General features: G+C 54.0%; 19 protein-coding genes. 4 read left to right on the top strand and 15 right to left on the bottom strand.

The genetic code is table 11. The features are described from left to right. Both AC0IXH_RS23715 and murQ read right to left on the bottom strand, forming a co-directional pair. Window positions 1-663: PTS transporter subunit EIIB (locus tag AC0IXH_RS23715; protein WP_471721103.1), on the bottom strand; the 663-nt coding region annotated here is incomplete at its 3' end. 3 nt (window positions 664-666) lie between these two features. Beyond that, window positions 667-1566 (bottom strand): N-acetylmuramic acid 6-phosphate etherase, encoded by a 900-nt coding sequence (gene murQ, locus AC0IXH_RS23710; protein WP_346566278.1) that lies wholly within the window; start codon window positions 1564-1566, stop codon window positions 667-669. A 196-nt stretch (window positions 1567-1762) separates the two neighbouring features. Between murQ and AC0IXH_RS23705 the strand changes: the two genes are divergently transcribed. Then, window positions 1763-2602 (top strand): MurR/RpiR family transcriptional regulator, encoded by an 840-nt coding sequence (locus AC0IXH_RS23705; RefSeq protein WP_013203422.1) that lies wholly within the window; start codon window positions 1763-1765, stop codon window positions 2600-2602. 57 nt (window positions 2603-2659) lie between these two features. Beyond that, entirely contained in the window at window positions 2660-2914 is a 255-nt protein-coding gene (locus tag AC0IXH_RS23700; protein ID WP_013203423.1) for a YfhL family 4Fe-4S dicluster ferredoxin, read from the top strand. A gap of 41 nt (window positions 2915-2955) precedes the next feature. Here AC0IXH_RS23700 and acpS read toward each other — a convergent pair whose 3' ends face one another. From acpS to rpoE, 12 genes are all read right to left on the bottom strand, one after another. Continuing rightward, window positions 2956-3336, bottom strand: coding sequence for a holo-ACP synthase (acpS, locus tag AC0IXH_RS23695; RefSeq protein WP_013203424.1), 381 nt, complete (start codon window positions 3334-3336; stop codon window positions 2956-2958). Continuing rightward, complete coding sequence (gene pdxJ / locus AC0IXH_RS23690; protein ID WP_471721102.1) at window positions 3336-4067, bottom strand: pyridoxine 5'-phosphate synthase; 732 nt, start codon at window positions 4065-4067, stop codon at window positions 3336-3338. Before pdxJ ends, acpS begins: the two co-directional genes overlap by 1 nt. A gap of 77 nt (window positions 4068-4144) precedes the next feature. Then, entirely contained in the window at window positions 4145-4879 is a 735-nt protein-coding gene (recO, locus tag AC0IXH_RS23685; RefSeq protein WP_013203426.1) for a DNA repair protein RecO, read from the bottom strand. Between the two features lie 5 nt (window positions 4880-4884). Beyond that, a complete protein-coding gene (era, locus tag AC0IXH_RS23680) occupies window positions 4885-5790 on the bottom strand; it encodes a GTPase Era (protein ID WP_013203427.1) in 906 nt (301 codons plus the stop codon). Then, window positions 5787-6467: a ribonuclease III gene (rnc, locus tag AC0IXH_RS23675; protein WP_013203428.1), complete on the bottom strand. Its 681-nt coding sequence runs from the start codon at window positions 6465-6467 to the stop codon at window positions 5787-5789. Before rnc ends, era begins: the two co-directional genes overlap by 4 nt. A 136-nt stretch (window positions 6468-6603) precedes the next feature. Next, window positions 6604-7566 (bottom strand): signal peptidase I, encoded by a 963-nt coding sequence (gene lepB / locus AC0IXH_RS23670; RefSeq protein ID WP_346566274.1) that lies wholly within the window; start codon window positions 7564-7566, stop codon window positions 6604-6606. Window positions 7567-7591: 25 nt separating this feature from the next. After that, window positions 7592-9391, bottom strand: coding sequence for a translation elongation factor 4 (lepA, locus tag AC0IXH_RS23665; protein WP_013203430.1), 1800 nt, complete (start codon window positions 9389-9391; stop codon window positions 7592-7594). A gap of 286 nt (window positions 9392-9677) precedes the next feature. Beyond that, the gene (locus AC0IXH_RS23660) at window positions 9678-10823 is read right to left on the bottom strand and encodes an ABC transporter substrate-binding protein (protein WP_053144581.1); all 1146 of its coding nucleotides are present in this window, start codon (window positions 10821-10823) and stop codon (window positions 9678-9680) included. A gap of 202 nt (window positions 10824-11025) precedes the next feature. Beyond that, window positions 11026-11490 carry a SoxR-reducing system protein RseC gene (gene rseC, locus AC0IXH_RS23655; RefSeq protein ID WP_471721101.1) on the bottom strand — a complete coding sequence of 155 codons (465 nt, stop codon included), beginning with the start codon at window positions 11488-11490 and terminating at the stop codon, window positions 11026-11028. Continuing rightward, a complete protein-coding gene (gene rseB / locus AC0IXH_RS23650; protein WP_013203433.1) occupies window positions 11487-12443 on the bottom strand; it encodes a sigma-E factor regulatory protein RseB in 957 nt (318 codons plus the stop codon). The genes rseC and rseB overlap by 4 nt, the downstream gene beginning before the upstream one ends. Continuing rightward, the gene (gene rseA, locus AC0IXH_RS23645; RefSeq protein ID WP_471721100.1) at window positions 12443-13099 is read right to left on the bottom strand and encodes an anti-sigma-E factor RseA; all 657 of its coding nucleotides are present in this window, start codon (window positions 13097-13099) and stop codon (window positions 12443-12445) included. Before rseA ends, rseB begins: the two co-directional genes overlap by 1 nt. 30 nt (window positions 13100-13129) lie before the next feature. Continuing rightward, window positions 13130-13705, bottom strand: a complete 576-nt coding sequence (rpoE, locus tag AC0IXH_RS23640) for an RNA polymerase sigma factor RpoE (RefSeq protein WP_013203435.1) — start codon at window positions 13703-13705, stop codon at window positions 13130-13132. 472 nt (window positions 13706-14177) lie between these two features. Between rpoE and nadB the strand changes: the two genes are divergently transcribed. Next, window positions 14178-15779, top strand: coding sequence for an L-aspartate oxidase (gene nadB, locus AC0IXH_RS23635; protein WP_053144583.1), 1602 nt, complete (start codon window positions 14178-14180; stop codon window positions 15777-15779). Window positions 15780-15783: 4 nt separating this feature from the next. Here the strand turns inward: nadB and trmN are convergent, their stop codons facing one another. Continuing rightward, window positions 15784-16521, bottom strand: a complete 738-nt coding sequence (gene trmN, locus AC0IXH_RS23630) for a tRNA(1)(Val) (adenine(37)-N(6))-methyltransferase TrmN (RefSeq protein ID WP_134822582.1) — start codon at window positions 16519-16521, stop codon at window positions 15784-15786. Between the two features lie 132 nt (window positions 16522-16653). Here trmN and srmB point away from each other — a divergent pair, with 132 nt between their 5' ends. Next, window positions 16654-17985 (top strand): ATP-dependent RNA helicase SrmB, encoded by a 1332-nt coding sequence (gene srmB, locus AC0IXH_RS23625; RefSeq protein WP_013203438.1) that lies wholly within the window; start codon window positions 16654-16656, stop codon window positions 17983-17985. Window positions 17986-18204 lie beyond the last annotated feature (219 nt).

The raw sequence follows: 18204 nt of genomic DNA, 5'->3' as shown, positions 1-18204 counted from the left end.
CAGCACGGCAATGACCCCACCCCGGCCGGGTTGCAGATTTTCACCAAACAAACTGATTTGCGCCAGCGCCGGACTGGAAAGGATCCCCGCCATCACTCCGCCGAGGGCGATCGAACCGCCAAACACCCTGGCGGTATTGACCCCTACCAGAATGTTCATGATGGTGAAAATGGTGCTGCCGAAAATCGCCGCCAGACCTAACAAATTGGGATAATGAGTGGCAAAATCCCCGATGATATCCGGGCGCTTAAGAATGTTGATGATGCCGGTTATCAGGCCGGAGGCGATGAAAGCCGGAATAAGCGGGATAAAAACGTTGGCCAACTGGCGCAATGCGTCGCTCATCGGTGCTTTGTACTTTTGCTTCACCTGCGCTTTGGTCCGAGCGATCGCCTGCGGTTGAGACGGTGCGGAAGCCATCAGACTGCGCATCGCCTCCACCACCCTGGCCGCGGCACCCGGCCCGACGATGAACTGATGCTGGCTTCCCTGCTTGACGTATCCCTTCACACCGTCGAGCTGACGTAGTCGGGTCAGATCCAGACGCGCATCGTCATTCACTTCAATACGTACTCTTGTCATGCAGTTTTCCAGCCGGGTGATGTTCTCCTCCCCGCCGATCCCCTGCAACAGGTGGCCAGCCAGCGTCATCGCCTTATCCATCGCCTATCCCCTGTCCTGAAGCGCTGCGCGCAGGAATCCTTTATGCCTGATTAACAAACTTTTCGCCTTGTCAGCCGCGAGGCCGCTCAGCACCATCAGAATAGCGGTTTTTACCTCGTACTGGGTTTGCTTCAGGGCCGTTTCCGCCTCTTCGGCTGAGCAGCCGGTGGCCTGACACACCATGCGGCAGGCGCGATCCACCAGCTTGATGTTCGTCGCCTGCATGTCCACCATCAGGTTCTGGTAAACCTTGCCAATTCGCACCATCGCGCCGGTTGAAATCATGTTGAGCACCAGCTTCTGCGCGGTGCCCGATTTCAGACGCGTCGATCCGGTCAGGGCTTCCGGGCCCACCACCGGGGAAATAGCAATTTCGGCTTCATGGGCGATTGGTGACGCGGGATTGCAGGAGACCGCTGCGGTATGGCAGCCCAGCTGGCGGGCGTAACGCAGTGCGCCAATCACATACGGTGTGCGGCCGGAAGCGGCAATGCCGACCACCATATCTTGCGGCTTTAGATCCAGCGCCTGCAGATCGCTGACGCCCAGCTGCGCATTGTCTTCCGCACCTTCAACCGCTTTCAGCAACGCACCCGGGCCGCCGGCAATCAGTCCGACCACCAGACCGTGCGGAACGCCGAAAGTTGGCGGGCATTCAGACGCATCCAACACGCCCAGACGCCCGCTGGTGCCGGCACCCAGATAAATCAGCCGGCCGCCCGCCGATAACGACGCCGCCGCAGCATCCACCGCTTTGGCCACGTCCGGTAAGGTCAGCCGCACCGCCTCGGCCACGGTGGCATCCTGTTGATTGAACTTTGTGACCATTTCAAGCGTGGACAGGTTGTCCAAATCCATCGTCTCTGGGTTACGCGTTTCTGAAACCAGTGCGCCAAGATCCATGTTTCCTCACTTATGAATTTTTAATTCTTAGAAATAGAGTAAATTTTGAATATTATATTCACTGCAAAACAGAAATTACCTAATTTTAATCATGGATTGTGATAAATGTGCCGATAAACTTACCGCTTATCGTACAGCAAGCTATTATCTGTCCATAGAATTCAAGCTGTTGGCATTTTTATTTAGAGGTAGACCGATGAGTTCCCTGCTGCGTATTCGCCAGCTGTATCCGTCCCTGGCCATGAACGAACGGCGTCTGGCCGATTTTCTGCTGTCGCAGCCGGATCGTGCACGTCATCTCAGTTCGCAGAAGCTGGCGGAGGAGTCCGGTGTCAGCCAGTCGAGCGTCGTGAAGTTTGCTCAAAAGCTCGGATATAAAGGTTTCCCCGCACTGAAGCTGGCCCTCAGCGAATCGCTGGCAGATAAAGATGCCATCACCGTACACAACCTGATTCTCAGCGATGACCCGCTGAAACTGGTCGGCGAAAAGTTGCTGACGGAAAAGCAGTCAGCGATCCGCGCCACCCTTGATATCAACAGTGAAGAGATGCTGCTTGAGACGTTGCGGCTGATCCGCAGCGCCAACCGCATTGTGCTGGTCGGCATTGGGGCTTCCGGCCTGGTGGCGAAGGACTTCTCCTGGAAGCTGATGAAAATCGGTATTAACGCGGTGGCAGAACAGGATATGCATGCGCTGCTGGCCAGCGTGCAGGCGTTGAATCCCGGCGATCTGCTGTTAGCAATCTCTTATACCGGCGAACGGCGTGAGATTAACCTGGCCGCGCAGGAAGCGCAGCGGGCAGGCGCCAATGTGCTGGCCTTTACCGGCTTCACGCCGAATACCTTGCAACAGTGCGCGACGCATTGCCTGTATACGGTGGCGGAAGAACAAACCACCCGCAGCGCCGCTATCTCTTCAACCACCGCCCAGCTGACGCTGACCGATCTGCTGTTTATGGCGCTGGTGCAGCGCGATCCCGAAAGAGCCTCCAGCCATATCCGCCATAGCGAAGCGCTGGTGAAAAAGCTGGTCTGATAACATCAGCGGCGTATAATACCCGCGCACTTTATCCTGTTACTGATTGAGAGACTTATGGCGCTGCTTATCACAAAAAAATGCATTAACTGTGACATGTGCGAGCCGGAATGCCCCAATCAGGCCATTTCGATGGGTGACAGCATCTACCAGATTGATGCCGATCGCTGTACCGAGTGCGTGGGTCATTACGACACGCCAACCTGCCAGCAAGTTTGCCCAATCGTGAATACCATCATCACCGATCCTGCGCATCGTGAAAGCAATGAGCTGCTGTGGGAGAAATTTGTGGTGCTGCATCACGGGGGATAAACGAAGCAGCCGGGCAAGCTGTGCTCCACCCGGGCTGTTGATCAGTTTTCGATAATGACCGTCGCGCAGGCGTAATGCCTTTCGTCAGCCAGCGTGACGTGGACATGCGCCACACCCAGCTTTTTCGCCACTTCCTGCGCCTGCAGGAAGAAACGCAGTCCCGGCTTACCCAATTCGTCGTTGTACACTTCAAACTGGTTGAACGCCAGGCCACCACGGATCCCGGTGCCAAAGGCTTTTGCTGCCGCCTCTTTTACCGCAAACCGCTTGGCCAGAAAACGCACCGGCTGCTGATGAGCCTGGTATTGCGCCCACTCATTGTCACTCAGCACGCGTTTTGCCAGCCGGTCGCCGGAACGGGAAATCACCCCTTCAATGCGTGCGATCTCCACGATATCGGTGCCGAGGCCCAAAATAGCCATTAGCGACGCGCTTCCCGCATCAGCGCTTTCATCTCTTTAACCGCGTCCGCCAGCCCACTCATCACCGCACGGCCAATGATCGCGTGGCCGATGTTCAGTTCATGCATCTGCGGCAGCGCGGCGATAGGCTGGACGTTGTGATAGGTCAGACCGTGACCCGCATTGACCTTCAGCCCTTTGCCTGCGGCATAGGCTGCAGCATCTTTGATGCGGATAAATTCTGCGTGACGCTCGCGCCCTTCTTCGGCTTCCGCATACGCACCGGTATGAATTTCAATGTACGGCGCGCCGGATGCCATAGCGGCATCAATCTGGCGATGATCCGCATCGATAAACAGCGACACCAGGATCCCGGCTTCAGCGAGACGCGTCACCGCATAGGTGACTTTCTCCAGCTGTCCGGCTACGTCCAGACCGCCTTCGGTGGTCACTTCTTCACGCTTCTCCGGGACCAGGCAGCAGAAATGCGGTTTGATTTCGCAGGCGATATCCACCATTTCGTCGGTGACGGCCATTTCAAGATTCATGCGGGTCTGGATGGTCTGACGCAGGATGCGCACATCGCGATCGGTAATGTGGCGGCGATCCTCACGCAGATGCACGGTGATGCCATCGGCACCTGCCTGCTCGGAGATGAATGCTGCCTGCACCGGATCGGGATAGTTTGTGCCACGCGCATTACGCACGGTTGCAACGTGATCGATATTGACGCCTAACAACAACTCAGCCATGACAATCCTCGGAATTTTTGCAATGAGTGAAAGCAGTGTACAACGTTCAGCACGCTGACCGGAACGGCCTGATGGCTTTACTCTTCGTCCGGCAGCACGTCTGCGCGTTTTTTCGGCACAAACTGACGGAACAACTCCTGGCTTTTGAGTGGCTTTCCGCCGAGATAGGGCTTCAGCGCGATGCGGGTAAAGCGTTTCGCCGCCCGTAAGGTATCGATATCCGGGAATGACCGCTCTTCCAGCGCGCGCAGCTGACGACCGGTAAAGGTGTTATTGCCCATCACCAGGCTGGCGATAAAGCCTTTCTCCGCGCGATAGGTATAGGTCATTCCATCGGCCACTTCTTCCCCGCTGCCGGCGCAATGCATGAAGTCAACGCCATAGCCCAGGTGACCCAGCATGGCCAGCTCAAAGCGCCGGAGTGCCGGTTCGGGTGAGCCAGTGACCGCAGCCAGTGCCTGAAGACAATAGAGATAATCGAAGAAGAGTTCGGTAAACGCGGTTTCCTGCTCCAGTACCCGTGACAGCAGCTCGTTAACGTACAGGCCGCAGTAGAGCGTCAGACCAGAAAGAGGCAAAGCAAGGGAGATGGGCTCGGCGCCACGAAGCGTTTTAACTTCGCCGCGCCCGCCCCAACGGACCAGTAAGGGAGTGAAAGGTTGGAGTGCCCCTTTCAGGCTGGAACGTTTGCCTCGGGCGCCTTTGGCCAGCACCCGAATACGGCCGTAATTCTCAGAAAACAGGTCGAGCAGAAGGCTGGTTTCGCTATAGGGACGTCCATGCAGGACGAATGCGCGCTGCCAGCCTTCCATAGGGATCAAAGGTCGTCGGTGTAGCCCAGGCTACGAAGAGCACGCTCGTCATCCGCCCAGCCAGATTTCACTTTCACCCACAGTTCAAGATGCACTTTTTGCTCGAACATCTCTTCCATGTCTTTACGCGCTTCGATACCAATGGTTTTGATCTTGGTGCCTTTGTTACCTATAACCATCTTCTTCTGGCCTTCACGCTCAACCAGAATCAGGCCATTGATGTCATAACCGCCGCGGGCGTTAGTCACAAACTGCTCAATCTCAACGGTCACCGAATACGGCAGCTCAGCACCGAGGAAACGCATCAGTTTTTCACGGATGATTTCTGATGCCATAAAGCGCTGCGAGCGGTCGGTAACGTAATCTTCCGGGAAGTGGTGAACCGCTTCCGGCAGACGCTTACGCACGATACTGGCGATGGTATCAACATTCTTGCCGCTTTCGGCAGAGATTGGCACCACGTCCATAAAGTCCATCTGCTGGCTGAGGAACTGCATATGGGGCAGCAGAATGCTCTTATCAGTGATGTTATCAACTTTGTTGATCGCCAGAAGAACCGGTACGCGGTTGTCTCTCAGCTTGTTGACCACCATCTCGTCATCCGCTGTCCAGCGGGTGCCTTCAACCACAAAAATCACCAGCTCAACATCGCCGATGGAGCTGCTGGCTGCACGGTTCATCAGACGGTTGATCGCCCGCTTCTCTTCCATATGCAGGCCGGGGGTATCCACATAGATGGCCTGGTAAGGCCCTTCAGTATGGATGCCCATAATACGGTGGCGCGTGGTCTGTGGCTTGCGCGAGGTGATCGAGATCTTCTGCCCCAGTAACTGGTTCAGTAAGGTGGATTTCCCGACGTTTGGACGGCCTACGATAGCAATAAAGCCGCAATGGGTAGTTTCTTCGTTCATTCAAGTCCTAGCTTAATCAGCGCCTGTTCGGCGGCTGCCTGCTCGGCTTTGCGACGGCTGGAGCCGGTTCCTACAACCGGTTCTGCCATGCCGCTCACCTGGCAGTGAATAGTAAATTCCTGGTCATGCGCTTCGCCACGCACCTGCACCACCAGATAGGAGGGCAGCGGCAGATGACGACCCTGCAGATATTCCTGCAGACGCGTTTTTGGATCTTTCTGTTTATCGCCTGGGCTGATTTGCTCAAGTCGGCTGGCATACCATTCGAGGATCAGCTTTTCAACGTTCTGAATATCGCTGTCCAGGAAGACGCCACCAATCAGCGCTTCGACGGTATCGGCAAGGATTGATTCACGACGGTATCCGCCGCTTTTCAGCTCGCCTGGCCCAAGACGCAGGCATTCGCCCAGGTCAAATTCGCGGGCCATTTCTGCCAGCGTGTTACCGCGCACCAGCGTGGCGCGCATGCGGCTCATATCACCTTCATCCACACGGGGAAAACGTTGATAAAGCGCATTGGCAATTACGTAGCTGAGGATCGAGTCGCCCAGAAATTCCAGTCTTTCGTTATGTTTGCTGCTGGCACTGCGGTGAGTAAGCGCCTGCTGCAACAGTTCCTGATGAGTAAAAGTGTAGCCCAACTTCCGCTGGAGCCTGGTTATTACAATGGGGTTCATGTGTTACCAATATCTGAATGCGTCAATAATTCTGCACACGGAACAGGGCTGGCCAGGCCAACACGAAACTGTTTCGTGTGCAGTGGCTGCCCCACTGGGCAACCACCCGTTTAACTGAACATGTCTACCGACAAACTCAGTGAATACCGCCAATGCGGCTCAGGCGAACGCCGGTTGGCCATTGCCCTTCCTGCTTGTCAAAGCTCATCCAGATGGCTGTCGCTTTGCCTACCAAATTCTTCTCCGGTACGAAGCCCCAATAACGGCTGTCTGCGCTGTTATCACGGTTGTCGCCCATCATAAAGTACATGCCCTGCGGCACGACCCAGCTTGACTGAGGCTGACCAGGCTGCTGATAGTAGGAGCTGGCCTGACTTTGTGCCTGAGTGACCAGCAGAATACGGTGCGTTACTTCACCCAGCGTTTCATTGCGGGTCGCCAGACGAAGGCCACCTTGCATTGATTCGCCCTGCGGTTTCTCGTAGAAGCCGTTGCCAACTTCGTTACCGTCAAAGCCGCTGAAGGTCTGGATAAAATCACTTGGCTGTACATCGGAATAGGTCACCGGCACCGCTTTATCACAGCTCTGCTGGGCACAAGCGGGATTGATGGTGACGGTTTTGCTCTGCGGGTCATAAACCACGTGGTCACCCGGTAAGCCTACTACACGCTTGATGTAATCCATGCTCGGATCTTTCGGATATTTAAAGACCGCGATATCCCCACGCTTAGGATGCCCGGTTGGGATCAGCGTGGTCTGGGTGATCGGATCTTTAATTCCGTAAGCGAACTTCTCAACCAGGATGAAATCGCCGATCAGCAGCGTTGGCATCATGGAACCGGACGGGATCTGGAAAGGCTCGTAAATAAACGAACGCACCACAAACACCAGCAACAGCACCGGGAAGACGGACGCTGCCGTTTCTACCCAACCTGGCTGTTTAGTGGCTTTATCCTGCTCCCCTGTGCTACCAGCAGCTGCGGTAGCTTCGGCCAACCTGGCCTTGCGGGCGGGTGCCCACTTGAATTTATCAATGCACCAGATTATCCCGGTGATCAAGGTCGCAATCGCCAAAATCAGGGCGAACATATTAGCCATTCCAGTTCCCTCGTAGCCTTAGGGCTTATTTACTTTCTTTACCAACATGGAGTATGGCAAGGAACGCTTCCTGTGGCAGCTCAACGTTACCAACCTGCTTCATACGTTTCTTACCGTCTTTCTGCTTCTGCAACAGCTTTTTCTTACGGCTGACGTCACCGCCGTAGCATTTCGCCAGGACGTTTTTACGCAGCTGCTTAACGGTAGAACGGGCAATGATATGGGTACCAATCGCTGCCTGAATCGCAATATCAAACTGCTGGCGAGGGATCAGCTCACGCATCTTCTCAACCAGATCGCGACCACGGTAAGGGGCGTTATCACGGTGAGTGATCAGCGCCAGCGCATCAACACGCTCAGAGTTAATCAGTACATCAACACGAACCATGTCAGACGTCTGGAAGCGCTTGAAGTTGTAATCCAGCGAGGCGTAACCGCGCGAGGTCGACTTCAGACGGTCGAAGAAGTCGAGAACCACTTCAGCCATCGGAATTTCATACGTCAGGGCAACCTGGTTTCCGTGATACACCATGTTGGTCTGCATGCCGCGCTTCTCGATACAGAGGGTGATAACGTTGCCGAGGAATTCCTGTGGCAACAGCATATGACACTCGGCAATCGGCTCACGCAGCTCTTCAATGTTGTTCAGCGGCGGCAGTTTACCCGGGCTGTCAACATAGACGGTTTCGCCTGAGGTGGTGATCACTTCATAAACCACGGTTGGTGCGGTGGTGATCAGCTCAAGGTCATATTCACGCTCAAGACGTTCCTGAATGATCTCCATGTGCAGCAGACCCAGGAAGCCACAGCGGAAGCCGAAGCCCAGCGCCGTGGAGCTTTCTGGCTCATAAAACAGCGAAGCATCGTTCAGGCTCAGTTTGCCCAGCGCATCACGGAAGGCTTCATAGTCGTCAGAGCTGATCGGGAACAGACCGGCATAAACCTGCGGCTTCACTTTCTTAAAGCCTGGCAGTGCTTTGTCTGCCGGGTTACGCGCCAGCGTCAGCGTATCGCCGACAGGTGCGCCAAGAATGTCTTTGATGGCGCACACCAACCAGCCAACTTCACCGCAGTTCAGGGCATCACGATCCACGCGCTTCGGCGTGAAGATACCCAGACGGTCAGCGTTGTAGGTCTGGCCGGTGCTCATGACTTTGACTTTTTCGCCTTTACGCAGCGTGCCGTTTTTCACACGGATCAACGACACAACGCCAAGGTAGTTATCAAACCATGAGTCGATAATCAGCGCCTGCAGTGGGCCATCCGGATCGCCTTCTGGCGGTGGGATGTCACGCACTAAACGCTCGAGCACGTCAGGTACGCCAACGCCGGTTTTTGCCGAGCAGCGCACCGCATCGGTGGCATCAATGCCGACGATGTCTTCAATTTCCTGGGCAACGCGATCCGGATCTGCCGCGGGCAGATCGATCTTATTCAGCACCGGTACTACTTCCAGATCCATTTCCATCGCGGTGTAGCAGTTTGCCAGCGTCTGAGCTTCAACGCCCTGACCGGCATCTACCACCAGCAATGCACCTTCACAGGCCGCCAGCGAGCGGGAGACTTCATAAGAGAAGTCTACGTGGCCTGGGGTGTCGATAAAATTGAGCTGGTAAGTTTCACCGTCCGGCGCATGGTACGCGAGGGTTACGCTTTGCGCCTTAATGGTAATACCGCGTTCACGTTCCAGATCCATGGAATCCAGAACCTGTGCGGCCATTTCACGTTCGGTCAGGCCACCGCAAATTTGAATCAAACGGTCGGAGAGCGTTGATTTGCCGTGGTCGATATGAGCGATGACAGAAAAGTTTCTTATATGCTTCATTTATATGAATATTTTCGCTTAAACGTTCGGTTTAATTCTCGCGGTGGACACAGCTATTAACACTTCATGCAATGTACCCGCCATCAATGAGCACGCATCTTACACTGTTAGCCCCTTGCACGAAAGAATTCACATACATAGCCGGACATCAAATTCGCAACCGGAGGTGTCATTTTATAAACAAAATCTCTCTGTAAAGCGCAATAGCGTAACCAAAATAGGCGCTTTGGACTGTCACGATCAATTAAGGCCGCATAGCGGCCTTTATTCAGATAATGAAAAGCGGTTATGGCGTTGCCGGTGGATTCTTTGCCGGCAAGGTCACCCAATAACCTGGCTGATACGCCAGCGGCAGGAAGCGTTGATGGAATTCACGGAAGGTGGCATCGGGATCGATATCTTTGAACAAATCCGGGTGCAGCCATTTGGCCATCGCCTGAATCGCCACAAAGTTATAGGGACTGTCATAGAACTGATGCCAGATAGCATGAACGTTGCCATTGCTGGCGACCGGTAAGGTTCTGAAGGCAGGACGTTCCATCAGCGCTTGCAGACGCTTTATCGCTTCTTTTTGGTCGGCTCCTGGCCCCACACCCACCCAACCGTTGGCGGTGTTGTAGTTTTTCCAGTTAGCACCCGTCACAATCACCACATCCGGGTTTGAGCTGATGATTTGCTCAGGGTTGAGCATGCCAAAGGTGCCTGGAATAAGGCCTTTGGCGATATTCCGGCCGCCGGCAACCTCGACCATCCGGCCAAAGTTTTCATCGCCAAAGGACATGCAGCACTCTTCCGTGTAGCCACCGGCGCGATCCAACATCACTGAAGGACGTTTACCCTGATAGTTTTTCAGACGTTCGGTAACGATCTCGACCTGCTGACGGCGGAAAGCGATGATTTCATCTGCTCTTTTCGGATTGCCGACCAGCTGGCCCATGATGTGAATGCTCTTCTCCGCATTTTCAAACGGCTTCTCACGGAAATCGATAAAGACTACCGGGATGCCCAGTTTGCTCAGCTTATCAATCAGCTGGCCTTCATCGGTTGCCGCTTTAGATTCGAGGTTCATCAACACCAGATCGGGCTTCAGCGTCAGCGCCTGTTCAATGTTGAAGGTGCCGTCTTTCGCCCCGCCAAAGGTGGGCAGATTTTTGATCTGAGGGTATTTCTTTTCGTAATTCTGATAGCTGTCGAAATCTGCCTTCGGCAGATCGTCACGCCAGCCGACAACACGCTGGAAAGGTGCTTCGGTATCAAAAGCAGCCAGCAAAAAAATCTGCCGCCCTTCCCCGAGGATAATCCTTTTAACCGGCGATTTTATTTCGACTTTTCGACCACTGACATCTTCCACCACAAAAGGCGCTGCCAGTGAAGAGACCGAAAATAACAGACAACCAACAAAGACACAGAACCTGGCCAAACGATGTTGCATGACTTACCCCACAAAAAGTAATGATAATCATTATCATCAAAGAGCCAGCATGCTACGACGTTAGCAAATTGAAAACAATATGTGTCCGGGGATTTCGTAATGTTTCAGAGGGAGCGTGAGAAAAGTGAGATCGGCGTCACTTTATCGGCAAGATTAGAAGCACAAAGGAGAAACCCGCCGTTAGCACGAAAGGTTGGCAAGCTTAGCGATCTGTCTCTACGCGCAGTGCATCAGGTGGTAGAGCAACGCTTAAGATAACAGGCTGGAATGAGGCCGATTTCCCCAAATACGTGGAGATGCCTTTCGCCAGGATGAAGCCACCAACCCCACCAAGCAACGCGCCAGATACTGCGGCAATATCGGAGTGAAACAATGCCTGAAACAGGCCAGCGACGATAAACAGTCCGACCAACGGCGTCATATAGACCAGCAGCGCTGAACTGAGCAGGCTTTTTTCGGCAATCCCCAGCTCAATCCGCTGACCGGCAGCTAACGGCTCGGCGCTGGCGACTTTCATTACGTGCGCATTTTTCGGCCCAAGCTTATCCAGCATATGGCTGCCGCACCCCTTGCGCGCAGAACAGCTGCTGCAGGAGGTTTTAATTTCTGAATGCAGCGTAGCAATGCCGTTGTTCCAGGAGACCACAGTGGCCCATTCTCTCATCATGGTGTTGATCCTAAATTGACCGCATCTGCAATACGCTTGGCGGTTGACGGTGGCAGTTCGCCAACGACAGTTATTTCCGCATTATTACGCACTTCAGTCTGCACCGTACGACGCCCAGTGCGCATTAGCTGCGGAGAACTGTTTTTATCCGCTGCGCTGACGTTGATGGAGAAGCTGAACAAGCCATCTGAGTATAGACGCGACTCAACCGGTTTATTCATTGAGGGGATCTGTCGGCGACTCTGTGTCACTTCTTTCATGCCGGTAGGTAACCAGTCGGCTTTCCACTTTAATGCCACTTTCTCGCTGGGTGGCACGGACAACGCGGGAGGAAGCGTGGATTTTTCCAGCACCTTCATCACGTTCTTCACGCCATCGTCTACCGCAAAGCTAATCACGCGGTATTGCTCCAGCGTTTCGCCATCGCGGTCCAGCAAATCAACCCGCAAAGGCAGTTTGGTTTCGCTGTCCAGCCAGACTATATAGCTGTAACGGGTTCCATCACGCGCCACAATGCGGATCACTTCGCACAGTTGATCGGCGATACGGGTACGCCCAACCGCAACAAAATCATAGTTGTCGGCTAGCTTGCGGAAATCGGCATACACGAGGGACGGAAGTGAATCGACAATATGGTCGCCAGGCAGGGTAAAGGGCTCCAGGCCAGGTTCGAAATAGCTTATTTCGCTCCCACGCTGAATAATCTCACGGCGCGGGCCATCCATCTGCAGCAGCTGAGCGTAGACTTTGTTGCCCAGCATTGCATGACGATAGCGTAAGGATTCAATCCCTAACCGAGAAACGTTGATATAGGCGAATTCATAACTGAGAGACTGGCTGGCCTGCTCCATCTGTTGCAAGAGCGCCCCGGAGGTGGTTGATTCCGCCGGGGCGACACTGGAGTACATCAGGCTGCCAGCCATTAGGCTGACGGCACACCAAAGTTGCTTCATTACTGCTGCTGAATTCCTAACGACTGATTACCGGGAACCTGAACAGCGGCTTGCTGATCGGGTGCCTGCTCAAACTGGAGCTGGTCGGAATGCAAACGACGCTGCAATTCATAATCCTGCAGCATGGCATTCACGCGACGACGCGAGTCCTGCACCTGCTGGCTGGCATTGGTGTTGTTGGTCGCACTTTCAGAAGAAGGTACACCAAGGCTAACAGGTGACGCCTGCCCCATCATCGGCAGCGTGTTAAACACCGGCGAATCGGATTGTGGCTGGCCATCCTGCGGCTGGTTGTAATGCTGAACACCAACAATCACGGCCAATGACACACACGCAGCAACCCCAATCTGAGTGATTTGGGCAGCCCATGGACGCACCTTGTGCCAGAACGTCATATTTTCATAGCGCTCTGGTTTGGGTTGCGCTTCAGGGATCAGCGTCGTGGTTTTATTGACCGGCTCAAGTTCAATGGCGGCGGCAACGCGTGCGGCAATATCGAAATGCATAACCTGACCCACATCGCCACGCATAGTGTCGCGGATCAGGTGATAGCTTTCCCAATTTTTCTGCAGCGTAGCGTCTTTAGACAATGCGGATAAAACTTCATTATCTAAAGCCTCACCATCCATCAAAGCGGAAAGTTGTTCTTTCTGCATGCCTCAGTACCCTTCCTGTGTACGCTATGACTAGCGTTGGATAAGCGGTTGAATTTTATTATCAATAGCTTCTCGCGCACGGAAAATACGGGAACGTACCGTACCGACCGGACAATCCATAATGGCGGCTATCTCTTCGTAGCTCAAACCATCCAACTCCCTGAGGGTGATCGCCATACGGAGATCTTCAGGCAGCGTCTCAATGGTGCGAAAAACTATCTGCTTCAATTCTTCAGACAACATTAAGTTCTCAGGGTTCGAAATTTCTTTCAGTGCTCCTGCACTTTCGAAGTTTTCGGCGTCTATTGCATCCACATCACTCGCCGGTGGACGACGCCCCTGAGCAACCAGGTAATTTTTGGCCGTATTGACGGCGATTCTGTAGAGCCAGGTATAAAACGCACTGTCGCCACGGAAAGATTCCAGCGCACGATAGGCTTTTATAAAGGATTCCTGCACTACGTCAGGCACATCTCCGGAGGGGACGTAACGGGAAACCAGACTCGCCACTTTGTGCTGGTAGCGAACCACCAGTAAGTTAAATGACTTCTGATCCCCTTTCTGTACTCGCTCAACGAGAACCTGATCCGTTAACTGCTCGCTCATCCGAGGTAATGTCTCCCCAAATCTTGTTCCACGCGTTCTTGAACTACCCGCAATAACTCATATTTTTCGAGCAAGCATCCGCTTTGAGTGATCATCATGAGTAAAGTTCCGTTGCGCCATTATATTTGTGATGTTCTGCCGGAAAAGGATAAATCAGCGATCATTTTTATGATTTCTGACTGATTAAGCAGCCACTGCCCCCTTTGCACTTCCGCATGTTAGCAAAAAGTGCCCCGTCAACGCCGCAGAGTACCCCATGGAGCCCGCTTTTTCACCTTAAAATCACGGTAATCCAAGGCTGTTCTCAATATTAAACCTTATCCTCGCTTTATTGACGCAAATTGACTTAATTCTTACATTTTCGAAAGTCTCGACCAGCTCACACTCTGCCTGTTGACAACGAAAAAGCCTTTTTTCGTGCCGAAGTTGAGTGCTATGCTCAGCAAACAACCTGTTTAGTAAATTAAACACTATGACTTCTTCTCCTGAATACAGCTGTGACGTGTTGATCATTGGTAGCGGTGCCGCGGGCCTGACCTTAGCGTTGCGCCTCGCGGAAAAGCACCAGGTCACCGTATTGAGTAAAGGCCCGGTTAGCGAAGGCTCAACCTTTTATGCTCAGGGCGGGATCGCCGCCGTTTTCGATGAGACGGACAGCATTGAATCTCATGTTGAAGACACCTTGATTGCCGGTGGCGGCCTGTGCGACAGGGACGCGGTCTCGTTCATCGCCAGCAATGCGCGCCACTGTGTTCAGTGGCTGATTGATAACGGCATGCTGTTTGATAAAGAAAACCCGGACGCTTTGGAAGGTCGTTACCATCTGACCCGCGAAGGTGGCCACAGCCATCGCAGAATTCTTCACAGTGCGGATGCGACCGGTCGTGCGGTCGAAACCACACTGGTCAGCCAGGCATTGAGCCATCCCAACATTCATATTATTGAACGCAGCAATGCGGTGGATTTGATTGTCTCTGACAAAATTGGTCTGCCGGGCGAACGCCGCGTGGTCGGCGCCTACATCTGGAATCGTAAGCGCGAAAAGGTGGAAACCTGCCGGGCACGCTCTGTGGTGCTGGCCACGGGCGGCGCCGCCAAGGTGTATCAATACACCACCAATCCGGATGTGGCTTCAGGGGATGGCATCGCGATGGCCTGGCGTGCGGGTTGTCGGGTCGCCAATCTTGAATTCAACCAGTTTCATCCCACCTGCCTGTTCCACCCTGACGCCCGTAATTTCCTGTTAACGGAAGCGCTGCGTGGCGAAGGCGCGATCCTCAAGCGTCCCGATGGCAGCCGCTTTATGCCCGACTTCGATCCACGCGCTGAGCTGGCCCCGCGCGATATTGTCGCCCGCGCAATCGACCACGAAATGAAGCGGTTGGGGGCAGACTGCATGTATCTGGATATCAGCCATAAACCGGCTGAATTCATCCGTGCGCACTTCCCGATGATCGATGAGAAACTGCAAACGCTGGGCTTTGACTTAACCAAAGAGCCGATCCCCATTGTTCCTGCCGCCCATTACACCTGCGGCGGCGTGGTCGTCGATCGCCAGGGTCTAACGGATATCACCGGGCTGTATGCCATTGGCGAAGTCAGCTATACCGGCCTGCATGGCGCGAACCGTCTGGCATCGAATTCGCTACTGGAGTGTCTGGTCTACGGCTGGTCGGCAGCGGAGCACATCAATCAGCATTTGCAGGACGTCAGCATGCCGGAAAGCTTGCCGCAGTGGGATGAAAGCCGGGTCGATGATTCTGATGAACGCGTGGTGATCCAGCATAACTGGCACGAGCTTCGCCTGTTGATGTGGGACTACGTGGGGATCGTGCGCACCACGAAACGTCTTGAGCGCGCGCTTCGCCGCATCAATATGCTGCAACAGGAAATTGACGAGTACTACGCTAACTTCCGCATCTCAAATAACCTGCTGGAGCTGCGTAACCTGGTGCAGGTTGCGGAGCTGATTGTCCGCTGTGCGATGGAGCGAAAGGAGAGCCGTGGATTGCATTTCACGCTCGATTATCCCGAGCTGCTGGATGAGGCGAAGCCTACCCTTCTCTCGCCGTAGTGAGTTAGCGGAACAGATAGAAATCGCGCGTCAGGCTGCAATGCGCTTCGGAATAATTGTGGTCTGGCCCGCGAATCGTCATACGATCAACAAACGGTTCGCCGGGTTTGGGTGACAGTGCCAACAGCACGCGATTCGGCGGGCGCATTTCGGTATCCGATATATCCGTACGGCAATGCAGATGCCAGCCGCGCTGTTGAGCCAGCTCAACCAGTTTTTCTCCCGCTGAGGCTGGCAGCACCACACAGAAATAGCCTTCCTCGGTAATTAATTCTTCCGCGCAGCTCAGCAACACATCGTGCGTTAAATCCGTGGTATAACGAGCAGATGCGCGCTCAGGGCTGGCACAGTCTGTTCCGGGCACAAAATACGGCGGATTGCTGACGATCAGCGAGTAACGCTGCTCAGCGTTTTTTGACCAGTGAACAATGTCGTCCTGCCAGACGTGAATTCTGTCTGCCCAGGGGGACTCAGCGGCATTTTCCCGCGCCTGACCAACGGCCTGCTCGTCCAGCTCAACGGCATCAACCTCAACGTCCTGCCCGGTTCGCTGAGCCAGCATCAGTGCAATCAACCCGCTGCCGGTGCCGATATCCAGCACGCGTTGCGCACCTGCGACTGGCGCCCAGGCACCCAGCAACACGCCATCGGTTCCAACCTTCATCGCACAGCGATCGTGGGCGACAAAAAACTGTTTGAAGGTAAATCCGTTGGACCGAAGGACCGCTTTCTGTTGAGACATTTGACTGACCTGAAATGGAAACGGCGCTAGCATAGGACAATATCCTCGTAAGGAAAAGTCATTCAGACCACACAAACAGATGAAGATCGTGTTCAATCTGTCTATAATCAGCGCCCCAAACTGAGGTAGACCATGACTGTAACCACTTTTTCCGAACTCGAACTAGATGAAAGCCTGCTGAAAGCATTGCAGGAGAAGGGCTATACACGCCCTACGGCTATCCAGGCCGCTGCGATCCCGCCTGCACTGGAGGGTCGTGACGTTCTGGGTTCGGCACCAACCGGTACAGGCAAAACGGCGGCTTATCTGCTGCCCGTGCTTCAGCATTTGCTCGACTTCCCCCGTAAAAAATCCGGACCGCCGCGCGTTCTGATCTTAACGCCGACGCGCGAACTGGCGATGCAGGTTGCCGATCAGGCCCGTGAGCTTGCTAAATACACCCATCTGGATATCGCGACGATAACCGGTGGCGTTGCGTACATGAACCACGCGGAAGTGTTCAGCGAAAACCAGGACGTCGTGGTCGCCACCACCGGCCGTCTGTTGCAGTACATCAAAGAAGAGAACTTTGACTGCCGCGCGGTAGAATCGCTGATCCTCGATGAAGCGGACCGCATGCTGGACATGGGCTTTGCCCAGGATATCGAAACCATCGCGGCTGAAACCCGCTGGCGCAAACAGACATTACTGTTCTCCGCCACGCTGGAAGGCGATGCGATTAAAGACTTCTCTGAACGTCTGCTGAACGAGCCGGAAGAAATTGAAGCCGATCCGGCCCGCCGCGAACGTAAAAAAATCCTGCAGTGGTACTATCGCGCAGATGACGTTAAGCATAAAACCGCGCTGTTGATCCACATGCTGAAACAGCCTGAAGTCACCCGCTCCGTGGTGTTTGTGCGTAAACGTGAGCGTGTGCACGAGCTGTGTGGCTGGCTGCGTGAAGCGGGCATTAACACCAGCTATCTGGAAGGCGAACTGGAGCAGTTCAAGCGTAACGAAGCGATTAAACGTGTGGTGGATGGCCGTGTAAACGTGCTGGTCGCAACCGATGTTGCCGCGCGCGGTATCGACATTGAAGATGTCAGCCACGTGTTCAACTTCGATATGCCACGCACCTCCGACACCTACCTGCACCGTATTGGTCGTACTGGCCGCGCGGGTAAGAAAGGCATCGCGATTTCGCTGGTTGAAGCACACGACAACGTGTTGTTGGGTAAAGTGACTCGCTATATCAAAGAGCCGCTGAAATCCCGCACCATTGACGAACTGCGTCCAACCACTCGTCCACCGAGTGAGAAGCTGAACGGCAAGCCGTCGAAGAAAGTGCTGGCCAAGCGTAAAGAGCTTAAACAGACGGAAGCGAAAGAAGCGCAGCCGCGTGCGAAAGAGCGCCATCGCGATACCAAGAACATTGGTAAGCGTCGTAAGCCTACCGCAGTGGCGAAACCGGACAGTGCTGAATAATTGCACCGCATAACAAAAAACCGCCCGTAGCAGGCGGTTTTTTTATGTCTGTGATGCAGAAAAATAACGGTTCCAACAACTTTTCAACCTGGAAATGGGCATTGTTGCCTCAGTCCAATTTAACCCTGAAACAACAATCCCCCATTTTCATTAACTTTCATCACATTACAATGAAAATAGCGCTGCTGCACTTTTCAACACGCGTCCTATTTTCATGGC

It is taken from the genome of Erwinia sp. AC075, from assembly GCF_979253995.1.
This window is presented reverse-complemented; position numbering and strand designations above follow the sequence as displayed.

Excerpts from the sequence above, each read along its gene's own strand:
- murQ (WP_346566278.1), bottom strand. The coding sequence starts at position 1,566 with ATGGATCTTGGCGCACTGGTTTCAGAAACGCGTAACCCAGAGACGATG.
- AC0IXH_RS23705 (WP_013203422.1), top strand. The coding sequence starts at position 1,763 with ATGAGTTCCCTGCTGCGTATTCGCCAGCTGTATCCGTCCCTGGCCATG.
- AC0IXH_RS23700 (WP_013203423.1), top strand. The coding sequence starts at position 2,660 with ATGGCGCTGCTTATCACAAAAAAATGCATTAACTGTGACATGTGCGAG.
- acpS (WP_013203424.1), bottom strand. The coding sequence starts at position 3,336 with ATGGCTATTTTGGGCCTCGGCACCGATATCGTGGAGATCGCACGCATT.
- pdxJ (WP_471721102.1), bottom strand. The coding sequence starts at position 4,067 with ATGGCTGAGTTGTTGTTAGGCGTCAATATCGATCACGTTGCAACCGTG.
- recO (WP_013203426.1), bottom strand. The coding sequence starts at position 4,879 with ATGGAAGGCTGGCAGCGCGCATTCGTCCTGCATGGACGTCCCTATAGC.
- era (WP_013203427.1), bottom strand. The coding sequence starts at position 5,790 with ATGAACGAAGAAACTACCCATTGCGGCTTTATTGCTATCGTAGGCCGT.
- rnc (WP_013203428.1), bottom strand. The coding sequence starts at position 6,467 with ATGAACCCCATTGTAATAACCAGGCTCCAGCGGAAGTTGGGCTACACT.
- lepB (WP_346566274.1), bottom strand. The coding sequence starts at position 7,566 with ATGGCTAATATGTTCGCCCTGATTTTGGCGATTGCGACCTTGATCACC.
- lepA (WP_013203430.1), bottom strand. The coding sequence starts at position 9,391 with ATGAAGCATATAAGAAACTTTTCTGTCATCGCTCATATCGACCACGGC.
- AC0IXH_RS23660 (WP_053144581.1), bottom strand. The coding sequence starts at position 10,823 with ATGCAACATCGTTTGGCCAGGTTCTGTGTCTTTGTTGGTTGTCTGTTA.
- rseC (WP_471721101.1), bottom strand. The coding sequence starts at position 11,490 with ATGATGAGAGAATGGGCCACTGTGGTCTCCTGGAACAACGGCATTGCT.
- rseB (WP_013203433.1), bottom strand. The coding sequence starts at position 12,443 with ATGAAGCAACTTTGGTGTGCCGTCAGCCTAATGGCTGGCAGCCTGATG.
- rseA (WP_471721100.1), bottom strand. The coding sequence starts at position 13,099 with ATGCAGAAAGAACAACTTTCCGCTTTGATGGATGGTGAGGCTTTAGAT.
- rpoE (WP_013203435.1), bottom strand. The coding sequence starts at position 13,705 with ATGAGCGAGCAGTTAACGGATCAGGTTCTCGTTGAGCGAGTACAGAAA.
- nadB (WP_053144583.1), top strand. The coding sequence starts at position 14,178 with ATGACTTCTTCTCCTGAATACAGCTGTGACGTGTTGATCATTGGTAGC.
- trmN (WP_134822582.1), bottom strand. The coding sequence starts at position 16,521 with ATGTCTCAACAGAAAGCGGTCCTTCGGTCCAACGGATTTACCTTCAAA.
- srmB (WP_013203438.1), top strand. The coding sequence starts at position 16,654 with ATGACTGTAACCACTTTTTCCGAACTCGAACTAGATGAAAGCCTGCTG.